The organism is Micromonospora sp. NPDC127501 (assembly GCF_040302185.1).
Taxonomy (GTDB): Bacteria; Actinomycetota; Actinomycetes; order Mycobacteriales; family Micromonosporaceae; genus Micromonospora.
The window spans coordinates 448,834-465,567 of the sequence record NZ_JBEORJ010000004.1 but is presented as its reverse complement, the minus strand read 5'-3'; the positions used below and the strand labels follow the sequence as shown (position 1 = coordinate 465,567).

Below are 16,734 nucleotides of genomic sequence, written 5' to 3'. Positions count from 1 at the left end.
CCGGCCCCCCGGTGCGGCCGGGTCACCGCCGCGAGACGCGGGAGTTCGCTGGTGATGTCGGGCTCCTTCCGAGTGCCCTGCTGATCCTGTATTAGACAACGGTCGCACACAACACGATGCCTCCGGCGCGGGCGGGGATGGGGCGCATCACTGCTCGGCCGTGGACAAACCGGGCGGCTGATGGACGCGGGACGTACCGGCCATCCCATCCGCAGCCCCCGACGGGCAGGATGATCCCACCCCAGGCCCCACCACCCCCCGAGGAGTTCCCGTGGGCGCACCCACCACCCCGGCCACGATGGGCACGCCGCCCCGTCCGACTCCGGGCGTACACCCTGCCAGCCGCGCGCTGGCCCGGCCGCGTCGGCGGCTCGTGGCCGCCGCCGCGGCACTGGTCGCGCTGGCCGCGGTCGGCGCCGGCAGTCTGCTCGACCTGCGCACCCCGGCCCCGAAGTCGACCGACGCGCCAGCCGGCGCGTTCAGCGCCGGCCGCGCGTACGAGGACGTCCAGGTGATCGCCGCCCGGTCGCACGTCGCCGGCAGCCCGGCCAACGATCAGGTCCGCGCGCACCTGGAGCAGCAGTTGCGGGGGCTGGGCCTGGAGACCGAGGTGCAGGACACGGTGGCACCGGAGGCCGGTCAGCTCAGCGGGGCGGCGGGCGGCGCGACACTGGCCCGGGTCCGCAACGTGGTGGCCCGGCTGCCCGGCACCGACTCGACGGGTCGGGTCTTCCTGGTCTCCCACTACGACTCGGTACAGACCGGGCCGGGCGGCAACGACGACGCGGCCGGCACGTCGACCATCCTGGAGGTGGCCCGCGCGCTGACCACCGGCCCCCGGCCGCGCAACGACATCGTCTTCGTGCTGACCGACGCGGAGGAGGCGTGCCTCTGCGGCGCGGCCGCGTTCGCCGCCAGCCATCCGCTGGCCGCCGACGGCGGTGTGGTGCTCAACCTGGAGGCGCGGGGCTCCACCGGGCCGGTGATCATGTTCGAGACGTCCCGGAACAACGCGAAGCTGGTGGACATCTTCGGCCGGGCCGCCCCACACCCGGTCGGCACCTCGTTCGCGGTGGAGATCTACCGCGCGCTGCCCAACGACACCGATTTCACCGCCTTCCTCGATCAGAAGTTCGTCGGGCTGAACTCGGCGTACATCGACGGGGGCGCGATCTACCACACGCCGTTGGACACGCCGGCCGCCATGGACCGGGGCAGCCTCCAGCAACACGGGGACAACGCGTTGGGCCTGGCCCGGGAGTTCGGTGCCACCGACCTGACCGACCTGCGCTCCGGACACGACGCCACCTACTTCCCCGTCCCCGGCGGGCTGGTCCGCTACCCGGGCTGGCTCACACTGCCGCTGGCAGCGCTCGCGGTGGCCCTGGTCGCCGCCCTGGGCTGGTTGACCCGCCGGAGCGGCCGGGCCAGCACCGGCCGGCTGGTCGCCGGCTTCGCGCTGGCCCTGGTGCCCATCGTCGCCGCGCCGGTCGCCGCCCAACTGCTCTGGCTGGCCATCACCACGATCCGACCGGGGTACGCGGAACTGCTCGACCCGTACCGGCCGATCTGGTACCGGCTGGCCGTCCTGGCGCTCGCCGCCGCCATCCTGTTCACCTGGTACGCGCTGACCCGCCGCCGGATCGGCCCGGCCGCGCTCGCCGTCGGCGGGCTGGCCTGGCTGGCAGTGCTCGGGGTGCTGCTCGCCGTGGCGGTGCCGGGTGGGGCGTACCTCACCACAGTGCCGGCGCTGGCCGGCGCCCTCGGCGGGCTGGTCGCGCTGCGTACCCGGCAGACCGGACCGTGGCCGGTGGTGGCCGTGACGGCCGCCGCGGCCGTGGGTGTGGTCATCCTGCTGCCCACCGTGGTTCTGCTCTTCCCCGCGCTGGGAATGGCCATGGGCGGGGTGGCCGCGCTGGTCGCGGTGCTGCTCGGCCTGGTCGCCCTGCCGGTGGTCGACCTGCTGCACCCGCAGGCCGGCGGCCAGCGTGGCCTGCTCGCGCTGCGGGCCCGACGACTCGCGGTGCTGCCGGCCGGCGCCGCCGCCGTGGCGGCGGTCGTGCTCGCCGGGGTCGGCCTGGGTGTCGACCGCTTCGACGCCGCCCACCCCGCTCCCACCCACCTGATGTACGCCATGGACGCCGGCACCGGCCAGGCCCGTTGGCTCAGCCACGAGACGGACCCACAGCCGTGGACGGACGGCTACGTGGACGGGGTCACCGACGTGGGCGACGACTTCCCCGGCCTCGGCGACGGTGAGCTGCGGGCCGGCCCGGCGCAGCCGGCGAACCTGCCGGCACCGAAGCTGGAGGTGCTGGCCGACGCCACTGCGGGCGGCGAGCGCACGCTGCGGCTGCGGCTCACCCCGCAGCGGGCCGCCCGCCTCGCCACCCTGCACGTCGACACGTCGACCGCCACCGTGCTGCGCGCCGAGGTGGCGGGACGGTCGGTGCCGGTGGAGCCCCGCGCCGGGAAGTGGGGCTTCGGGCTGGTGTTCCACGCCCCGCCAGCGGAGGGCGTCGAGGTCACGTTGACTCTGCGCCCGGTCGCCGGGCAGGTGGCGCTGCGGGCCATGGACGCCAGTGACGGGCTGGACGCGCTGCCGGGCTTCCGCCCCCGGCCGCCGGCTGTCGGCATCGTCGGGTCGCACAGCTCGGAGATGTTGGCGGTCGCCCGCACCTATCCCCTCTGACGGACGTTTGGGTGGTCCGGCGGAGCGACTCATCCGCCGGGCCACCGCCTTTCCTCTCGGACCGGCTTTCCTCTCGGACCGGAAAATGCCACCTGGCGTCGATTCGGTCAGCTCACCGGTTCGGGTTGGCCGGCACCGACCCGGTGCCAGCGGTTACCGTCGTGGTCGGTGAACGTGAGGTCCACCAGAACGGTGTCGGCCGGGCGGAGACGATGCTCCGCCGCGACGGTGACGAAGAGGTCGTGCACGTCACGGCCGGGGATCCGACGGACCTGTTTCGCCGAGGCCAGCCCGACGGGCGGGGCGTCCGGATCGTCGGGCGGGACGAGTCGAGCCAGCACCACCACGTCCAGCACCGGGGCGTCGCTCTCGTTGGCCACTGCGACCCGCAGCACCGAGGTGCCACGAATCTCGGCCACCGCCGAGACCAGCCGAGCCTGGGTGGCCCGGACCCGCAGATCGTCGGTGCGACGGGCACGGATCTCCCGCCGCAGGCCGAGGTAGACGAAGAGCACGCTGGCGATGGAGCCGACCGCGCCGAACCAGTCCGGCACGGAACCCCAGTCGACGACGTCCTGGATCGGTGACCAGTTCATAAAGTCCATCGTGGATGCCCGTGTCGAGTACCGCGCACGGCGGATCGGCCGGAATCAGCAGCGAATTGGGAATTCCGGCGCTGATTTTGGTCAGCCGGGCGGCCTAAACGGAGAGTGTGCAACCCAGTACGGGGATGGATACGCTTGCGGTCGACATGGTGCGCGTGGCAATCCCTCCGACTGTCCACCATGGGCAGGATTTTTCGCCGCCGCCCCATTGTGAATTCGCCACCGAAGGGGGACCGCATTGACTGCGGACGTTCCACCCGAGGATGCCGGCGTGCCTCGGCCTGCGTACGACCGGCCGAGTCGGGTCTCCGTCGATCCACCGCTCGGGCGACTGGACAGCCCACTGCACGGGCGCGACGATCTGATCGACGAAATCGTCCAGCCGGGGGAAACCGACCAGGGCCGGCCCGCTGTGCACATCCTGTGCGGCATGGGCGGCTCCGGCAAGAGCCACGTCGCGCTGGAGATCGCCCGGCGGGCCCGCGCGGGCGGCCGGACGGTCTGGTGGGTGCAGGCGGGACGGCTCAACTCGGGGATGCGGGAGGTGGTCAGCCAACTCGGCGCGTCGGAGACCCAGGTCGACCAGGCCTGGGCGGGGATGATCAGCGCCACCGACCTGGTGTGGCGCTACCTCAACCAGGCCGCGCAGCCCTGGTTGTTGATCTTCGATAGTGCCGACGAGCCCTCCAGCCTGGGCCCCACCGACGGAGTGCTCGCCGACGGCACCGGCTGGCTGCGCAGCCCGGAGGCCGACGACGGCATGGTCATCGTGACCAGCCGGGACGGCAACCGGGCCACCTGGGGCACCTGGTCGGTGCTGCACCAGGTGCGCCCGCTCGACGCCGACGCCGGCGCGAAGGTGCTCATCGACCGGGCCGGCGCCCAGGCCGGCGGCCTGGCCGACGCCCGGGAACTTGCCCGCGAGCTGGGCGGGTTGCCTCTCGCCCTGCGCGCCGCCGGCAACTACCTGCGGTCGGTCAACGCCAGCCCGGTCTGGCGTGGCTCATCCACGATCACCACCTTCGCCGACTACCGCACCGCCGTGCAGCGGCGGTTCCGCTCACCGCGCGACGCCGCCGACGTCGACCTCGACGAGTCCCTCGGTCTGGAGATCGTCCGCGAGGTTGACGACATCTCACTGGACCTGCTGGCCCGCCGCCAGCTCCAACAGAGCCGACCACTGCTCAACGTGCTGGCCTGCCTGAGCATCTCCCCGGTGCCCTACGAGGTGGTGCTCAAGCCGGCCATCCTGGCCGAGTCGCCGCTCTTCAAGGGGCTCACCGGCCGGCAGCGGGTGAAGGTGCTGGAGGGCATCGGCAACCTGGCACTTGTCGACTTCGACGTGCAGGAGGAGGTCACCGACCCGGCGTTCGCGCACGTGCTCTCGCTGCACCCACTGGTGCACGCGATGTTCCGCGACCGCGACGAGGTGCGCGAGCAGATCGCCGAATACCACGGGCTGGTCATGAAGCTGCTGCTCGCCGCCACCGAGGGGCAGAACCCGGACGACTCGGCGGCCTGGACCAACTGGGACGTGCTGGTGCCGCACCTGGTCGAGGCCGTGCGGGAATACCTCGTGCCGCAGAAACACAAGCACGACCCCGAGACGGTACGCCGCGCGCTGGAGCTGACCCGACTCACCGCCCGCTACCTCATCGCGGTCGGCCTACCCGGCTCGGCGTTCGACATCCTCGACCCGATCGTGCGCGGTTGCGCCGCGTACGACCACGACCTGGACCGGCCGCAGGTGCTGGCGCTGCGCCACGAGCTGGGGCGCACCTGGCTGGAGCGCAACCAGCCGGAAATGGCCGACCGGGTGCTCCGCGAGGTGATCGCGGACCGCACCAGGGTGCTGGGCAGCGACGACGCCGACACCCTCGCCAGCCGGCACAAGCTCACCAAAGCGATCATGGCGCAGCGCCAGTGGCCGGAGGCCGAGCTGGAACTGCGGCAGATCGTCGCCGCCGAAGACCAGGTACGCGGCCCGGAGCACTGGGACACCATGATCGTGCGGCACAGCCTGGCGCTGGCGGTGCTGGCCCAGCAACGGGCGCCCGAGGCCGAGGAGATGCTGCACGCCATCCTGGAGGTCCGCTACCGGTTGTGGCCGCTCAACCAACCGGAGACCTGGCAGGCCCGGCACACGCTGGCCCGCTGCATGCAGGCGCAGGACCGGCTCGCCGAGGCGGAGGCCGAGCTGCGGGCCACCCTGGCCACAGTGGAACCCCGGCACGCCGACCGCAGCGAGGTGCTCGCCATCCGGTCCACCCTGGCCCTGGTGCTGCTGTTGGACGAGCAGGTCGACGCGGCGATCGAGGTGTACGAGCAGTTGCTGGCCGACCGTCGCCGACTCCTCGGCGACACCCACCTGGACACCCTCCAGGTGGAGCACGCGCTACGCCGGCTGCGCAACGGCGACTGACCGCTCAGTGCGGCGCGGCCGGTCAGTGCGGCGCGGCCGGTCAGTGCGGCGCGGCCGGTCAGTGCGGCGCGGCCGGGCCCAGGTCACTCGGGTCGGTGTTGCCACCACAAATGATCACTGCCACCCGCTCTCCCGGCTGCGGCACGTACGCGCCGCCGACCAGCGCGGCCAGCGCGGCGGCACCACCCAACTCGGCCGCGACCCGCAGCTCCGACCAGAGCAACCGGCGCGCCCGCACCAGGTCCTCGTCGCGGACCAGCACGGACACCACCTCGGTTCGGCGGGCGGTGTCGAAGGCGATCTCGCCGATCCGCCGGGCACCCAGCGAGTCGGTGGCGATGCCACCCACCTCGATGTCGACCGGCCGGCCCGCCTTGAGGGCCGAGTGCAGGGTGGGGATCTGCTCCGGCTCGACCGCCACGACACGTACCGAGCCACCGAACCAACTGGCGATACCGGACACCAACCCGCCGCCACCGACCGCCACCAGCACGGTGTCGATCCCGTCCACCTGCCGCTCCAGCTCACGGCCGACGGTGCCCTGACCGGCCACCACCTCCGGTTGGTCGTACGCGTGCACGACCAGCGCGCCGGTCTCCCCGGCCCGCTGGGTGCTCGCGGCCAGGGCCTCGGCGTAGTGCTGGCCCACCTGGCGCACCTGTGCGCCCAATCCGGCCAACCGCTGCACCTTCACCGGCGAGGCGGTGACCGGCACGAAGACCTCCGCCGGCACGCCCAACGACCGGGCCGCGTACGCGACGGCGAGGCCGTGGTTGCCACCCGATGCGGCGATCACCCCGGCCGAGGGCAACGACCCCTGGAGCATCCGGTTGAACGCGCCACGCGGCTTGAACGAGCCGGTGTGCTGGTGCAACTCCAACTTGAGGCTGAGCTGCCCGGGCACACCCAGATCGGCGCCGTCGACGGCGATGACCGGGGTTTCCCGGACCCGCCCCTCGACGAGGGCCGCGGCCGCCTCGACGTCGCTTCTGTCCACCATGGGGAAACGCCCTTCACTACGACCAGAGGGCCAGTCGACCATCGTCGGTGAGCCCGACGAAACATCCTATGGAGATCCGTCGGCCATCCGACGCCTGACGCACCGTGTGGTAGTGCCGCGGATCAAACAGGAAGCCCTCCCCGAGCGTGGGGCGCAACGTCAACGACTGCGTGTCGGCGGCCACCGCCTCCTGGAAGCCGTATCCGCCGGGGATCCGCAGCGGCTCGTCGTCCGGCTGCCAGCGCCGCCGCCACAGCACGGTCTCACCACCGGCCGGTGGCACCCGGATGTAGATGTTGAACGCCAACTGGGCCACCACCTCGCCGTCGAGCAGCCGGCCCGCGTACTCCCGTACCGCGTCGTCGAAGTGCACCTGGAGCCCCGCGTTGATCTCGCGGACGATGCCGACGTGCATCTCCCGACCCTGCCGCCGCCCGGGTGCAACATCCGGCCACGCACCGCGGAATGCGGCCAGGCACAGGTCCCGGGGCGAGTCCGACAGGCCCAGCGTCGACCAGCTCTTCTCGGCCGCGCGGGCCGCCTCCCAGTAGTCCTCGCGGAGTTCACCGGCGGCCCGGTGGTCGTTGATGGCCGGGCCGAACTTGGCGACGAGGGGAAAGACCCGGCTCTCGTCGTAGCGGTCCATCGGCGCGTTGGCGAGGGCGGCGGTGATCGCCTGGCAGCGGGCCGCGGAGAGCAACCCCGGCACCCGAACGGCGGCCACCCGCCCCGCGATGAGCCCGGCGACATCCGCTCGGGTGATCGATTCTGATTCGACGGCGACGAACAAGGGATCGGTAGTGCTCGAATGCTGCACGGCGGTCCTCTCGTAACGAAGATCCCTCACCGGACTTGTCGCGCCCCCCGACCCGCGCACCGTGCAATGTACAAACCGCAGGCAAGACGCGGTAACCGCAGTTCCGGGCCGCGTGGCGCGGTCACCGCTACCATCGGCGCAACCGGGGTACGCGACACCAAACCGTCCGGCGGAAGCTTTCCACCGATCGGGGAATGGTGACGATTCTCGGCGTGACGCATGATGCGACTAGTTCGAACGCTGACAAGGAGTTCGAGATGGCAGGCGCCGGCCCGACGGATCTTGACTTGCACATCGACCGCCTGGAAATGGCGCGTCGAATAGCCCGGGAAATGATCGAGTCCGACCATCAGGCTCTGGAGCTCGCCGTCCGGCAGCGCCCACAGTGCTGGTCCCGACGCCCGGCCGGCCACGGCGCCCGCGCCGACACCCTCGCGGGCTGACGCTCCCTCGCGCAACAGCGGATACTCCGGCGATGACCCTGTCACCGCCGCAACTAGCCGGGCTTAGCCAAGGACAGACGTTGCGTCCATCCCGCGCCGATCTTGCAGTTTCTGTCGCCGAAAGGCGTGGGAATGCCCTTTAAGCCGGGACAGAAAGTGCAAGATCGCGGCATTGGAGGGACCAGGGCGACCAACGTCGAGGGAGCAGTCGATCTACTCGTCGCCGTCGATCCGCACTGATCAGTGCCGGTTCAGTCGTCGAAGCGTCCTTCCCAGATCGGTGCCTGAATGTCGTAGCTGCGCACCGGTCCTCCACGTGTCGCCAGCGTCTGCTCCGCAGCGCCCAGCCAGTCGAGGTAGAAGTCAGTGAAGGTGACGTGCCTGCCGTCCTGGTGGCGCAGAGGCACGATCACGTCGCTGGAGGCGCGCCGATCGAACCAGACGTTGCCTCGTTCGGTGCCGGAGACGACAAGCAGCGTGTAGAAGCCGCATCCGTTGTCGCTGAGATATACCACCCCAGTGGTCTGTGCCCGCTCGACGTCGTTGCTGCGCCGGTTCCAGGCTGCCCAGCCGGCCTCGTCTGCGAGCTGCGGCTTCACAGCTTCGAGCTCGTCCCACTGACCTTCGTACGAGTCCTGGTCGGGAAACGGCGTCGTCAGAGCCCCATGGTCCGTCTCCTGGTCGTCCTCCCATGCCCAGCGGCTGGACCCGCGCGATAACCGGCGCAGGTTCACCGGCCCGATCCCGCCCGAGTCGACATGCAGCAGGAACTCCCGGTATCCGTCGGGCAAGGTGACACCGAACTGCTGCTCCGCCTCGGTGAGTTCGCTGTCGGTCAGAGGAGCCAGCGGGCGATGACCGGGCAAGAGGCGGGCACCCGATCGGCCCGTCAGGGCACTACGCACCCGAAGTGTGCGGCTTCGTACCGCACCCCAGTCTGTCTCCACGTCTGGTCCGCTCAGCTCTGCCTAGAGGCCAAGCGCCACGGGTTTGGTTGGTACTCCGCCAGCGATCAGTGCGGCCAACGGCGTGGCGAGGTCGCGGGGTGAGAACAGTTCCGGGCCGAGGTGTTCCCTGATCTCCGACAGCGACCACCAACGCCAGCCGACGACGTGCTCGGCTGCGAGCTCTTCATCGCTCATCGAACCGCGCGGCCTGAACGACGCGGTACGAACGAGGAAGTAGTCGTTCACGACGCCATCGTGACCGGGTGCGCGCCCGGAGGCGACTATTTCCTGCCGCCAGACCTGAGGCGGGTCGGCGTCGAGAGCAAGGCCGATTTCTTCGCGCAGCTCTCGCCGAAGGGCGGCCAGCGGTGTCTCGCCGTCTTCGACGCCACCCCCGGGAGTGATCCAAACGGCGATCGTGCCAGCCGGATCGGGTATGGCGAGTCGGAGCAGCAGGACGTGGTCGTCCTCGTCGAGGACGATCGCACGGACCGATCGCCGCAGGTTCACCGTCGACATCAGGACACCCTACGGGTCAACGATCACCGTCGACGCCCGCCACGGCGCCGACAGCGTGTGACAGTGATAAGGTCGAATGCCCAATGCGCCCTGTCCTGAATCAGGCCGGCCGGAAGCGCGTCTGGTGTGAGAGGAAGCCGTGGGCTACAAGGAACGACGGGCCAAGATGATCGCCACGCGGGCGGCACCGTATTTGGAGCCCGGCGAGCAGATCCAGACGGGCTTCGTCACGCTAGCCGGTTCGGGGATCTTCACGGTGCCGGCGGAGACCTTCGTGGTCACCAACCGCGCGATTCTCGTTCTGGGCAGCAGCGAGGTACAGCGTCTCTCGCGCGATTTCTGGTTCGGCAAGCCGACCGGGCTTTACTACAAGTTCGAGCTCGACCACACGTACAAGGTGCACCGGCAGTGGTACCCGGAAGTCATCGCCGCCGACGAGGCGCTGCGCGAAATGCAAGCCCAAGACGATCCGGCGGTCGGCGAGCACTGAATCAGGAACCGCCAGGCTTCGTACACGGTCAGTGGTTCCCGGAAGCGCCCGGAAACGCAGGTGAGAGGCCGTAACGCTGCTACTTCCAGCGGAACTGTACGAACCAAAGCAGACCAGCGCGTTGACCTGCGGCGCAATGCCAACCGGAGATTGCGGGAACAGATCGGGCACAGCTCGGGCCATCACCGGCCCACCGCCAGCCGAGCACCAGATAGGGCCGCGTCGACCAGGTTCCGCGTCCGATCGATCGCCTCCGGCCACTCCCCCGCGTACGTGTTCAGGGTGATGATCGGCGTCGCATGCCCCAGCGCCATCTGAACCGTCTTCACGCTCGCCCCGCCGTGGATCAAAAGGGTGGCGAAGTAGTGGCGCAGACCGTGATACCCGAACCCCTCCGGTACCCCGTCGACCGCTTCCACGGCCTTCTTCCATGGGTACGCCCACCCGGTTCGCTGGATCGGGTTGCCACGGCCGCTGGTGAACAACAGCCTCACCGTGCGAGTCACCGGCTTGCGCGGGTTCGTCTCGTCGAGAAGCCCCACGTCGATCGGCGGGAAGAGTTCGATGTGCCGGGCGAGCGCATCAGCGACCACCTGGCCCATCTCGACGGTTCGCCGACTGGTCGCAGTCTTCAGCGGTGCGAGCCGTGGCGACTTGCCCGGCGGGGTGACAATCTGCTGAACAATGCGGATTTCCCGGCGCAGGAAGTCGACGTGCTCCAGCTCCAGGCCCCAAGCTTCGCCCTGACGCAGACCAGCGCCGGCAGCCAGGTACACCAGCGCCCGATATCGCTCCCGGCTCGGCTTGCCAGGTTCCGGCTTGACGCTGAACGCGTCAGCAAGTGCATGCACCTGTTCGGGCGTGGGAATGAACCGTTCCGCGCGCTCGATCTCCGGTAGCCGAATGCCGACACACGGGCTGCGGCCGATTACCCGGTCACGTGTCGCCGCCTCAAACATTCCGGCCAGCACGTGGTAAACGACTCGAAGTGAGGACGGCGCGAGCACCCTCGCCCGGTCCTTCACCCACGCTTGAAGGTGCGACGGGCGGACCTGCGCGAGCTGCATCCGACCAAGGATCGGTTCGACATGCACGCGCAGCGTCATCTCGATGCGCGCCGCAGTCGCATCGCGGTGCAACTGGTGCTTGCGCCACTGCTCGCCGTAGGCCGTCACCGTGACCTTGCCGGCGGCCGGGTCGACGTACTGGCCTCGGGAGACGTCGGCCCGCGTGTTCACGTCGAACTGGTCCGCGTCAACCCTACGCTCGAACAGCTTCTGCTTAGGGTGGCCGGCGTCGTCGACGTACCGGACCCGCCAGCGCTTCCCCCGGCCATGCCGCTTGGACGGTAGCCGCTTGCCGTCCGAACCACGCTTGCCCAAGTACCAGAGGTCATCGACCGGCATCTCAGGACGCCTGCCTCTCGACAAGCCAGGCCCGTACGTCGGCCGCGTCGTAGCGCAGGTGGCGACCAACGCGTGATGCGGGCGGGCCGACGCGACGGTGACGCCACTGATACAGCGTGGCGACGGGTACGCCGAGGTAGGCGGATACCTCCTCGACGGTCCAGAGCGGTTCGATTGTGCGCCTAGTCATTAATCTTGTGCTCCTCACTAGCTGACGGGTTACGCGGCTACCGGCGCAGCGCCGGCCGGGGTGGTGGCGAGTTCGTGGGCGAGTTCTTCGCGGCCGGTGTTTCGTCGTTCGCGGGCGAGGGCGGCGGCGGTGTTGGCGAGGAGTGCGTCTCCGGTGGTGTGCCAGCCGACGCCGGCGAAGGTGAGGGTGCCGACGATGAGCGTGGTGTCGTCCTGGTCGAGGTGGTCGACGGCGCGGAGGGCGCCGGGTTGCCCGTCGGCCTGGTGCTCGTGCTCGTGGCGTCGGTAGGTGACGCGGATGTCGCGCAAGAGTTGGAAGGTCACCGAGTAGCGGCGGGCTTTGGTGAGGAAGTGGCCGCCGAAGCCGAGCATGTGCGCCCACCGCCGCAGCCGGGTGTACGGGTTGCCGGTCGCTGGTTTGGCCGATTTGGCGTCAAGGGCGGCTTGACGGTGGGCGACGCAGACGGGGCAGGCGGCGTAGCGGGTGTGGGTGCCGCAGTCAGGGCACTCCCAGCGCTTCACGAAGCCGGGTGTGGGCCGGTGGTCCCGGGACCGTTCCGAGAGGGGGACGGGTGTTCCGGTGGGTCGGCCGGTGTGCCAGCAGGCGTCGATGAGGCGGGCGGTGTGGTCGCCGTCGGGGTCGGCGTAGTCGCCGATGGAGTCGGCGTCGAGCCTGACGGAGCGGTGCCCGGTTACCTCGGTGCTCTTGGTGGCGTACTTGGCAAGGTAACCCGCGACCATGCTGTCAGTGACCTCACCGTCTCCGGTCAGGCTGATGGGTCGAATGTCGAGGCCCTTACCCAGGTCACCCCACGCGATCGACCAACCACCGGCCCGGTCGGGGTGGGCCGGGGTGGTGAAGGCGACCTGCTCGACGGCGGCCCGGATCGCGTCGTCCAGGTCCGCGACGGTGAAGCCGGCCGGTGGTGGGATGACGGCGGTGGGGTCGTCGGGGTGGACGCCGTCGAGGCGCACCAGGGCGTGGAAGTGCACCGCCCCGCGTGCCTGAAACTCGGCCACCTTCCCGTGTGACAGCCGAACCGGCGGAACCTTGCGGGTGTTGCCGGAGGTGGTAACGACGTGGACGCGGGGGATCCCCCGGCGGCGGGCGAGTTTGGCGAGCCATCGTTCCGCGGCTTGCTTCGTGCGGTGCCACAGCTCCCCGGAGAACAGGTTCCACACGACTTGGTGGGTGTGGTCGTAGCAGTCCAGGCACAGCGGCTGCCCGAGCACCGCATCACCCGGTTCGTGTCGTGCCCAGCAGACGGCGGGTCGGCCGTGTTCGCAGAGTCCGGTGTCGCGGCGGGCGTGGCACGGGTCAGGCCGGCAGTCGCAGCGTTTGCGGTTGCCACAGGTGTGCCGCTTGACCGCGCGGGTGTGCACGGTCCCGAAGGACGGTGCGGTGAAGGTGGCGAACACCGCCGGATGCTGGGTGACCGTCTCGGGGACGCCTTTGCCGCCGATAAGGCCGGCGCGCAGGAGTTGGAAGGCATCGCGTTGGTAGGTGTGGGCGCAGGCCGGGCAGACCGTGGCGCGGCGGTTGCCGCACGCGGTGTAAATCGCCGCATCCGGCATCGCATCGGTGTGCCGTTGTTCCAACACGCGGCCGGTGGACTGCTCGACGGTGAGGAGTTGGCCGGCGAGGCGGATGGGTCGGGTGCAGCCGGCGGCGGCGCGGACGTGTTCCAGCCACCCGAAGTAGTCGGGCTTCGTGGCGCGGGTGAAGGCGGAACCAGTGGCGGTGTAGTCGTGGACGGGGATGGTGTCGGCGTTCGAGCCCACACCCCGGGCCAGAGCGGTCCGGGGTGTGAGGTCCAGCGTCGAGGCCATCAGCCGCCAACCTCGGTGAGGTGGCGGGTGGTGATGGTGTGTTCGGTGACGATGACCCGGCAGGCGCCGCACTGGCGCTTGACCGGTTCGTGCCGGCGGCACGGGATCAGGGCGGTGGTGTCACCGCAGCGGATGGTGACCGGTGCCCGGCAAGGGCCGCCGGGGATGACGTCGATGAGGGCTCGGCGGATGTCGAACGGGTGGGCGTCTGGGTAGGCGGGGCAGGTGTGGGTGACCTGCTCGATGTCGACCAAGACGATGGTCATCGCGCACCCCCGGGAATCGTGGCGAGCAGCTTCCCGGCGACGACCGTGCTGACGTCGAGTCGGTCGGCCAGCTCGGCGGGCGTGATGGGTGCTCCGGTGGCTTGTTCGTGCTGCACGGCCGCGAAACGGGCGGTAGGCAGCAGGTGGGCGGGGACATCGACCGGCTCCGAGGCCGGCACGGTGAGGGGTTCCGGCTGAACGGCCGGGGTCGGCTCGGGAGCCGGGGTGATGGCGGCCGGTGGTGCCGGCTCGGTGGCGACCTGCTCGGCCACCTGGACGCGGATCGGCTGCCCCGGCTCTGAGGGAGCCGTCATGGGTTGCGCGTTGGGTGCGGGGGCGAGGACGAGTTTGACCAGGGCCATGAACGCCAGCGCGGGGACCGCCGAGAGGAGCCACCCGGACGGGCCGGGCTTGGCAACCGCCAACTGTGCGGCGAGGGAGAGGCCGGCGGCGGCAATGAGCAGGACCATCGGGTAGCCGATGGGAGCGCCGGTGCGGCGACGTCGGCGGATGGTCAGGAGGGCGGCGATGGGGACAAGTTCGGAAATGACGGCGTTGGCCCAGCCGAACCATCCCGGGGTGTTGTCGGGGCTGTTGGCCATGGTCCAGTCGTGGACGTGGGTGAAGGACGCGGCTCCGGCGGAGCCGCCGACCGCGATGAGGATGAGGACCAGGACCAGGCCCTCAAGGCGGGTGCCGGCCGGTTCGCGGTTCATCGGATGCCGCCCAGGTAGGCCATGGCGATGCCGATGAGCAGGATGACGGCGAAGGTGATCAGGGCAGCCATTAGTGGCCTCCGTGGCAGTCGAGGCAGCAGCCGTAGCGGCGGGGGATGTAGTAGGGCTTCACCTGCCCGCAGCGCCGGCAGGTCCGGCGAGCGAGCAGGGCTTTGGCGATGGCCTCCCGCTGCGCGGGCGTAGCGACGCGCTTGGGTGCGGCGAGGTCGGTGCGGTAGAGGTAGGCGACCCGCCGGTTGGTGCGGTGTCGCCAATAGATTTGGGCAACCGGGTCGTGCCCTCCCGGGCGTAGGCCGGCGGCGCGGAGTTGCCGCAGGGTGGCCAGGCCAGTGGGGGCGCAGTGGTAGGGGAAGGTGGGGAACCCGTAGCGGGTGCCGAGCGGGTCGTAGAACTCGACCCGGATACCGGTGCGCTCGGCCAGGTTGTCCAAATCGACGGCGCGGAGGTCGGTCATGGCATGTCACCACCCCAGCGCTGTTGGGCGGCCTGGCGGGAGATGCCGAGGCGGGAGCCGATCTCGGCCCAGGAGTAGCCGAAGGCCCGCAGGCCGACCACGGCTTCCCCGATGGCGTCGTCGATGACGGAGGACAGGGCGACGAGGTCCCGGAGTGCTTCGACGTCTCCAGTAGCGACGCGGCGGCCGTGGGCGCGGATGATGCGCCGAGCGAACGAGGCGAAGGCGTCGTTCTCGACGACGTCCCGACGCCGCTGCCGGGGCAGGTTCGGAGTCAAGGACGCCTTGACGGTGTTCATGCGTTCTCACCTCCGGTGGTGCGGAGGTAGTCCCATTCGCTGGCAGCCGCTGTGAGGGCGGTGATGACCTGCTCGGCGGTGCGGGCCGGGTCGTCGTTCCACGAGTACGGGGACGTGTGCTCGTCGAGCAGATAGCCGTCCTCGTCGATGTGGAAGACCGGGGCGGTGGTGTCGAGGTAGTCGACGAACACGCCCAGGGCGGCGAGGTAGTCGGCGAGGGCGTCGGGGTCGAGCTGGGAGAAGTGCTCGACGGTGTATCCGGCGCAGGCGATGCCGATGGCCCCGGCGGCGCAGGCCGGCGGAGTCGGGTTGTCGGTGGTGTGGGCGTAGTAGGTGCCCTGGTGCCAGCCGTGCCGGCGCAGGTAGAGGGCAGCCATCCGCAGCAGATCAGCAGGTGTGGCCTGGATCTGTGTGGGTGGGTTTTGGGTAGCCTTCATGGCAACCACGTCCTTTCGGGGGCTGTTGGTGGAGGTCGGCAGGGCCAGCTCTGCTGGCAGGCGGTCGTCTGGTCCTGTCGGCCGATTAGTGGGTGCGCAGCCGCAGGTAACGGCGGTGGCGGGTGTCGTCGCCGCCCATCGGGCGCGGGGCGGAGACGTAGACGAGTCGCCCGGTCTGGCCGGCGGCGTGGAGCATCACGGCCAGGTCCTCGGGTGAGCCGACGATCCACATCTCGGTGAATTGCGCGGCGCGTTGGTTGTTGGCCTTGGCGTAGGTGCGCTCGCGGGTGGTCATGCCGCCATCTCCCACTCGGTGGGGTTGACCGTGGGGGTGCTGGTGCCGTTGGTAGGGCGGCGGGTCCAGGCGGCGTAGTCGGCGATGTTGTAGATGTCGGTGTCGGTGAGGTAGGCGGCCTTGATGCGGCGGGGAACGCCGCCTTCGGCCAGGAGGTAGGCCGCGCCCTGGTTGGTGGGTGAGATGTCGGAGGCGGTGTAGCCCTGCTCGGCCCAGCCCTGACCGAGGATGATGTTCGAGCTGTTCAGCGAGGTGCACCGGAACGCGGCCCGGTAGCCGAACAGGTCCCGCAGGCTGGCGGGGATGATGTCCCACGACGGGCGCTGAGTCGCGGCAACGACGGGCATGCCGCAGGCCCGGCCGAGGGAGACGAGCCCTCGCAGGAGGGTGGAGAACTCTTCCTGCTGTGCCTTGGTGCCGAGCACGGTGGAGAACATGGCGAGTTCGTCGATGATGGTGACGATGACGGACATGCCGTCGCCGTCGGCGAGCTTGCGGCGCCGGTTGGCCAGCAGCCAGGCGTAGCGGTTCGTGGCGACGACCAGGAGGCGACGCAGCACCTCGATGCCCTGGTCGATGTCGGGGCCGATGAACGCGTCGGCGAGGTCGCGCCAGGGGCCGAGTTCGACAAGTTTGGCGTCGAAGAGCACCAGGCGGGTGCTGTCGCACAGGGCGGCGTGGCCGCAGATGTTGTTGATCAGGCCGGACTTACCGCCGCCGGGTTCGCCTGCGGTAAGCAGGTTGCGGTAGACGACGTCCAGGTAGACGGGCTGGCCGAACTCGTCGATCCCGATGAAGATCGGGTCGAACATCGACAGGCCAGGACCCACCGGAACCGCCTCAGCAGTGGTGGGAATCGTGGTGGTCATCAGGTGCCCTCCTGGGC

At 70.1% G+C, this 16,734-nt stretch carries 19 protein-coding genes; 4 read left to right on the top strand and 15 right to left on the bottom strand.

Annotation, left to right across the window (positions count from 1 at the left end; all coding sequences use genetic code 11):
* The first annotated feature begins 298 nt into the window (after nt 1-298).
* Nucleotides 299-2,692: a M28 family peptidase gene (locus tag ABTW72_RS12295; RefSeq protein WP_350857904.1), complete on the top strand. Its 2,394-nt coding sequence runs from the start codon at nt 299-301 to the stop codon at nt 2,690-2,692.
* 107 nt (nt 2,693-2,799) lie between these two features.
* Here ABTW72_RS12295 and ABTW72_RS12290 read toward each other — a convergent pair whose 3' ends face one another.
* A complete protein-coding gene (locus tag ABTW72_RS12290; RefSeq protein WP_350857722.1) occupies nt 2,800-3,288 on the bottom strand; it encodes a hypothetical protein in 489 nt (162 codons plus the stop codon).
* A gap of 280 nt (nt 3,289-3,568) precedes the next feature.
* Between ABTW72_RS12290 and ABTW72_RS12285 the strand changes: the two genes are divergently transcribed.
* On the top strand, nt 3,569-5,719 hold the full coding sequence (locus ABTW72_RS12285; RefSeq protein WP_350857719.1) for a tetratricopeptide repeat protein: 2,151 nt from the start codon (nt 3,569-3,571) through the stop codon (nt 5,717-5,719).
* 58 nt (nt 5,720-5,777) lie between these two features.
* Here the strand turns inward: ABTW72_RS12285 and ABTW72_RS12280 are convergent, their stop codons facing one another.
* Both ABTW72_RS12280 and ABTW72_RS12275 read right to left on the bottom strand, forming a co-directional pair.
* The gene (locus ABTW72_RS12280) at nt 5,778-6,719 is read right to left on the bottom strand and encodes a threonine/serine dehydratase (RefSeq protein WP_196919894.1); all 942 of its coding nucleotides are present in this window, start codon (nt 6,717-6,719) and stop codon (nt 5,778-5,780) included.
* Nucleotides 6,720-6,735: 16 nt separating this feature from the next.
* Entirely contained in the window at nt 6,736-7,536 is an 801-nt protein-coding gene (locus ABTW72_RS12275) for a 2OG-Fe(II)-dependent halogenase WelO5 family protein (protein ID WP_350857716.1), read from the bottom strand.
* 194 nt (nt 7,537-7,730) lie between these two features.
* Between ABTW72_RS12275 and ABTW72_RS12270 the strand changes: the two genes are divergently transcribed.
* Complete coding sequence (locus ABTW72_RS12270) at nt 7,731-7,979, top strand: hypothetical protein (RefSeq protein WP_350857713.1); 249 nt, start codon at nt 7,731-7,733, stop codon at nt 7,977-7,979.
* 251 nt (nt 7,980-8,230) lie between these two features.
* Here ABTW72_RS12270 and ABTW72_RS12265 read toward each other — a convergent pair whose 3' ends face one another.
* Together ABTW72_RS12265 and ABTW72_RS12260 are read right to left on the bottom strand one after the other, a co-directional pair.
* Nucleotides 8,231-8,884: an SMI1/KNR4 family protein gene (locus ABTW72_RS12265; protein WP_350857710.1), complete on the bottom strand. Its 654-nt coding sequence runs from the start codon at nt 8,882-8,884 to the stop codon at nt 8,231-8,233.
* 63 nt (nt 8,885-8,947) lie between these two features.
* Nucleotides 8,948-9,445, bottom strand: a complete 498-nt coding sequence (locus ABTW72_RS12260) for an NUDIX hydrolase (RefSeq protein ID WP_350857707.1) — start codon at nt 9,443-9,445, stop codon at nt 8,948-8,950.
* Between the two features lie 139 nt (nt 9,446-9,584).
* Here ABTW72_RS12260 and ABTW72_RS12255 point away from each other — a divergent pair, with 139 nt between their 5' ends.
* Nucleotides 9,585-9,935: a hypothetical protein gene (locus tag ABTW72_RS12255; RefSeq protein ID WP_350857705.1), complete on the top strand. Its 351-nt coding sequence runs from the start codon at nt 9,585-9,587 to the stop codon at nt 9,933-9,935.
* A gap of 182 nt (nt 9,936-10,117) precedes the next feature.
* Here the strand turns inward: ABTW72_RS12255 and ABTW72_RS12250 are convergent, their stop codons facing one another.
* The 10 genes from ABTW72_RS12250 to ABTW72_RS12205 all read right to left on the bottom strand — a co-directional run bounded on the left by ABTW72_RS12250 (nt 10,118) and on the right by ABTW72_RS12205 (nt 16,717).
* Nucleotides 10,118-11,341 (bottom strand): tyrosine-type recombinase/integrase, encoded by a 1,224-nt coding sequence (locus ABTW72_RS12250; RefSeq protein ID WP_350857702.1) that lies wholly within the window; start codon nt 11,339-11,341, stop codon nt 10,118-10,120.
* 1 nt (nt 11,342) lies between these two features.
* The gene (locus tag ABTW72_RS12245) at nt 11,343-11,531 is read right to left on the bottom strand and encodes a helix-turn-helix transcriptional regulator (protein WP_350857699.1); all 189 of its coding nucleotides are present in this window, start codon (nt 11,529-11,531) and stop codon (nt 11,343-11,345) included.
* A gap of 29 nt (nt 11,532-11,560) precedes the next feature.
* Entirely contained in the window at nt 11,561-13,360 is a 1,800-nt protein-coding gene (locus ABTW72_RS12240; protein ID WP_350857696.1) for a replication initiator, read from the bottom strand.
* Entirely contained in the window at nt 13,360-13,626 is a 267-nt protein-coding gene (locus ABTW72_RS12235; protein WP_350857693.1) for a hypothetical protein, read from the bottom strand. Before ABTW72_RS12235 ends, ABTW72_RS12240 begins: the two co-directional genes overlap by 1 nt.
* Nucleotides 13,623-14,342 (bottom strand): hypothetical protein, encoded by a 720-nt coding sequence (locus ABTW72_RS12230; protein WP_350857691.1) that lies wholly within the window; start codon nt 14,340-14,342, stop codon nt 13,623-13,625. Before ABTW72_RS12230 ends, ABTW72_RS12235 begins: the two co-directional genes overlap by 4 nt.
* 70 nt (nt 14,343-14,412) lie before the next feature.
* Entirely contained in the window at nt 14,413-14,793 is a 381-nt protein-coding gene (locus ABTW72_RS12225; RefSeq protein WP_350857901.1) for an RRQRL motif-containing zinc-binding protein, read from the bottom strand.
* Between the two features lie 20 nt (nt 14,794-14,813).
* A complete protein-coding gene (locus tag ABTW72_RS12220; RefSeq protein ID WP_350857688.1) occupies nt 14,814-15,116 on the bottom strand; it encodes a hypothetical protein in 303 nt (100 codons plus the stop codon).
* Nucleotides 15,113-15,553 carry a DUF6197 family protein gene (locus ABTW72_RS12215; protein ID WP_350857685.1) on the bottom strand — a complete coding sequence of 147 codons (441 nt, stop codon included), beginning with the start codon at nt 15,551-15,553 and terminating at the stop codon, nt 15,113-15,115. Before ABTW72_RS12215 ends, ABTW72_RS12220 begins: the two co-directional genes overlap by 4 nt.
* A gap of 85 nt (nt 15,554-15,638) precedes the next feature.
* Nucleotides 15,639-15,848: a hypothetical protein gene (locus ABTW72_RS12210; protein ID WP_350857682.1), complete on the bottom strand. Its 210-nt coding sequence runs from the start codon at nt 15,846-15,848 to the stop codon at nt 15,639-15,641.
* Nucleotides 15,845-16,717: an FtsK/SpoIIIE domain-containing protein gene (locus ABTW72_RS12205; RefSeq protein ID WP_350857679.1), complete on the bottom strand. Its 873-nt coding sequence runs from the start codon at nt 16,715-16,717 to the stop codon at nt 15,845-15,847. The genes ABTW72_RS12210 and ABTW72_RS12205 overlap by 4 nt, the downstream gene beginning before the upstream one ends.
* Nucleotides 16,718-16,734: the final 17 nt, after the last annotated feature.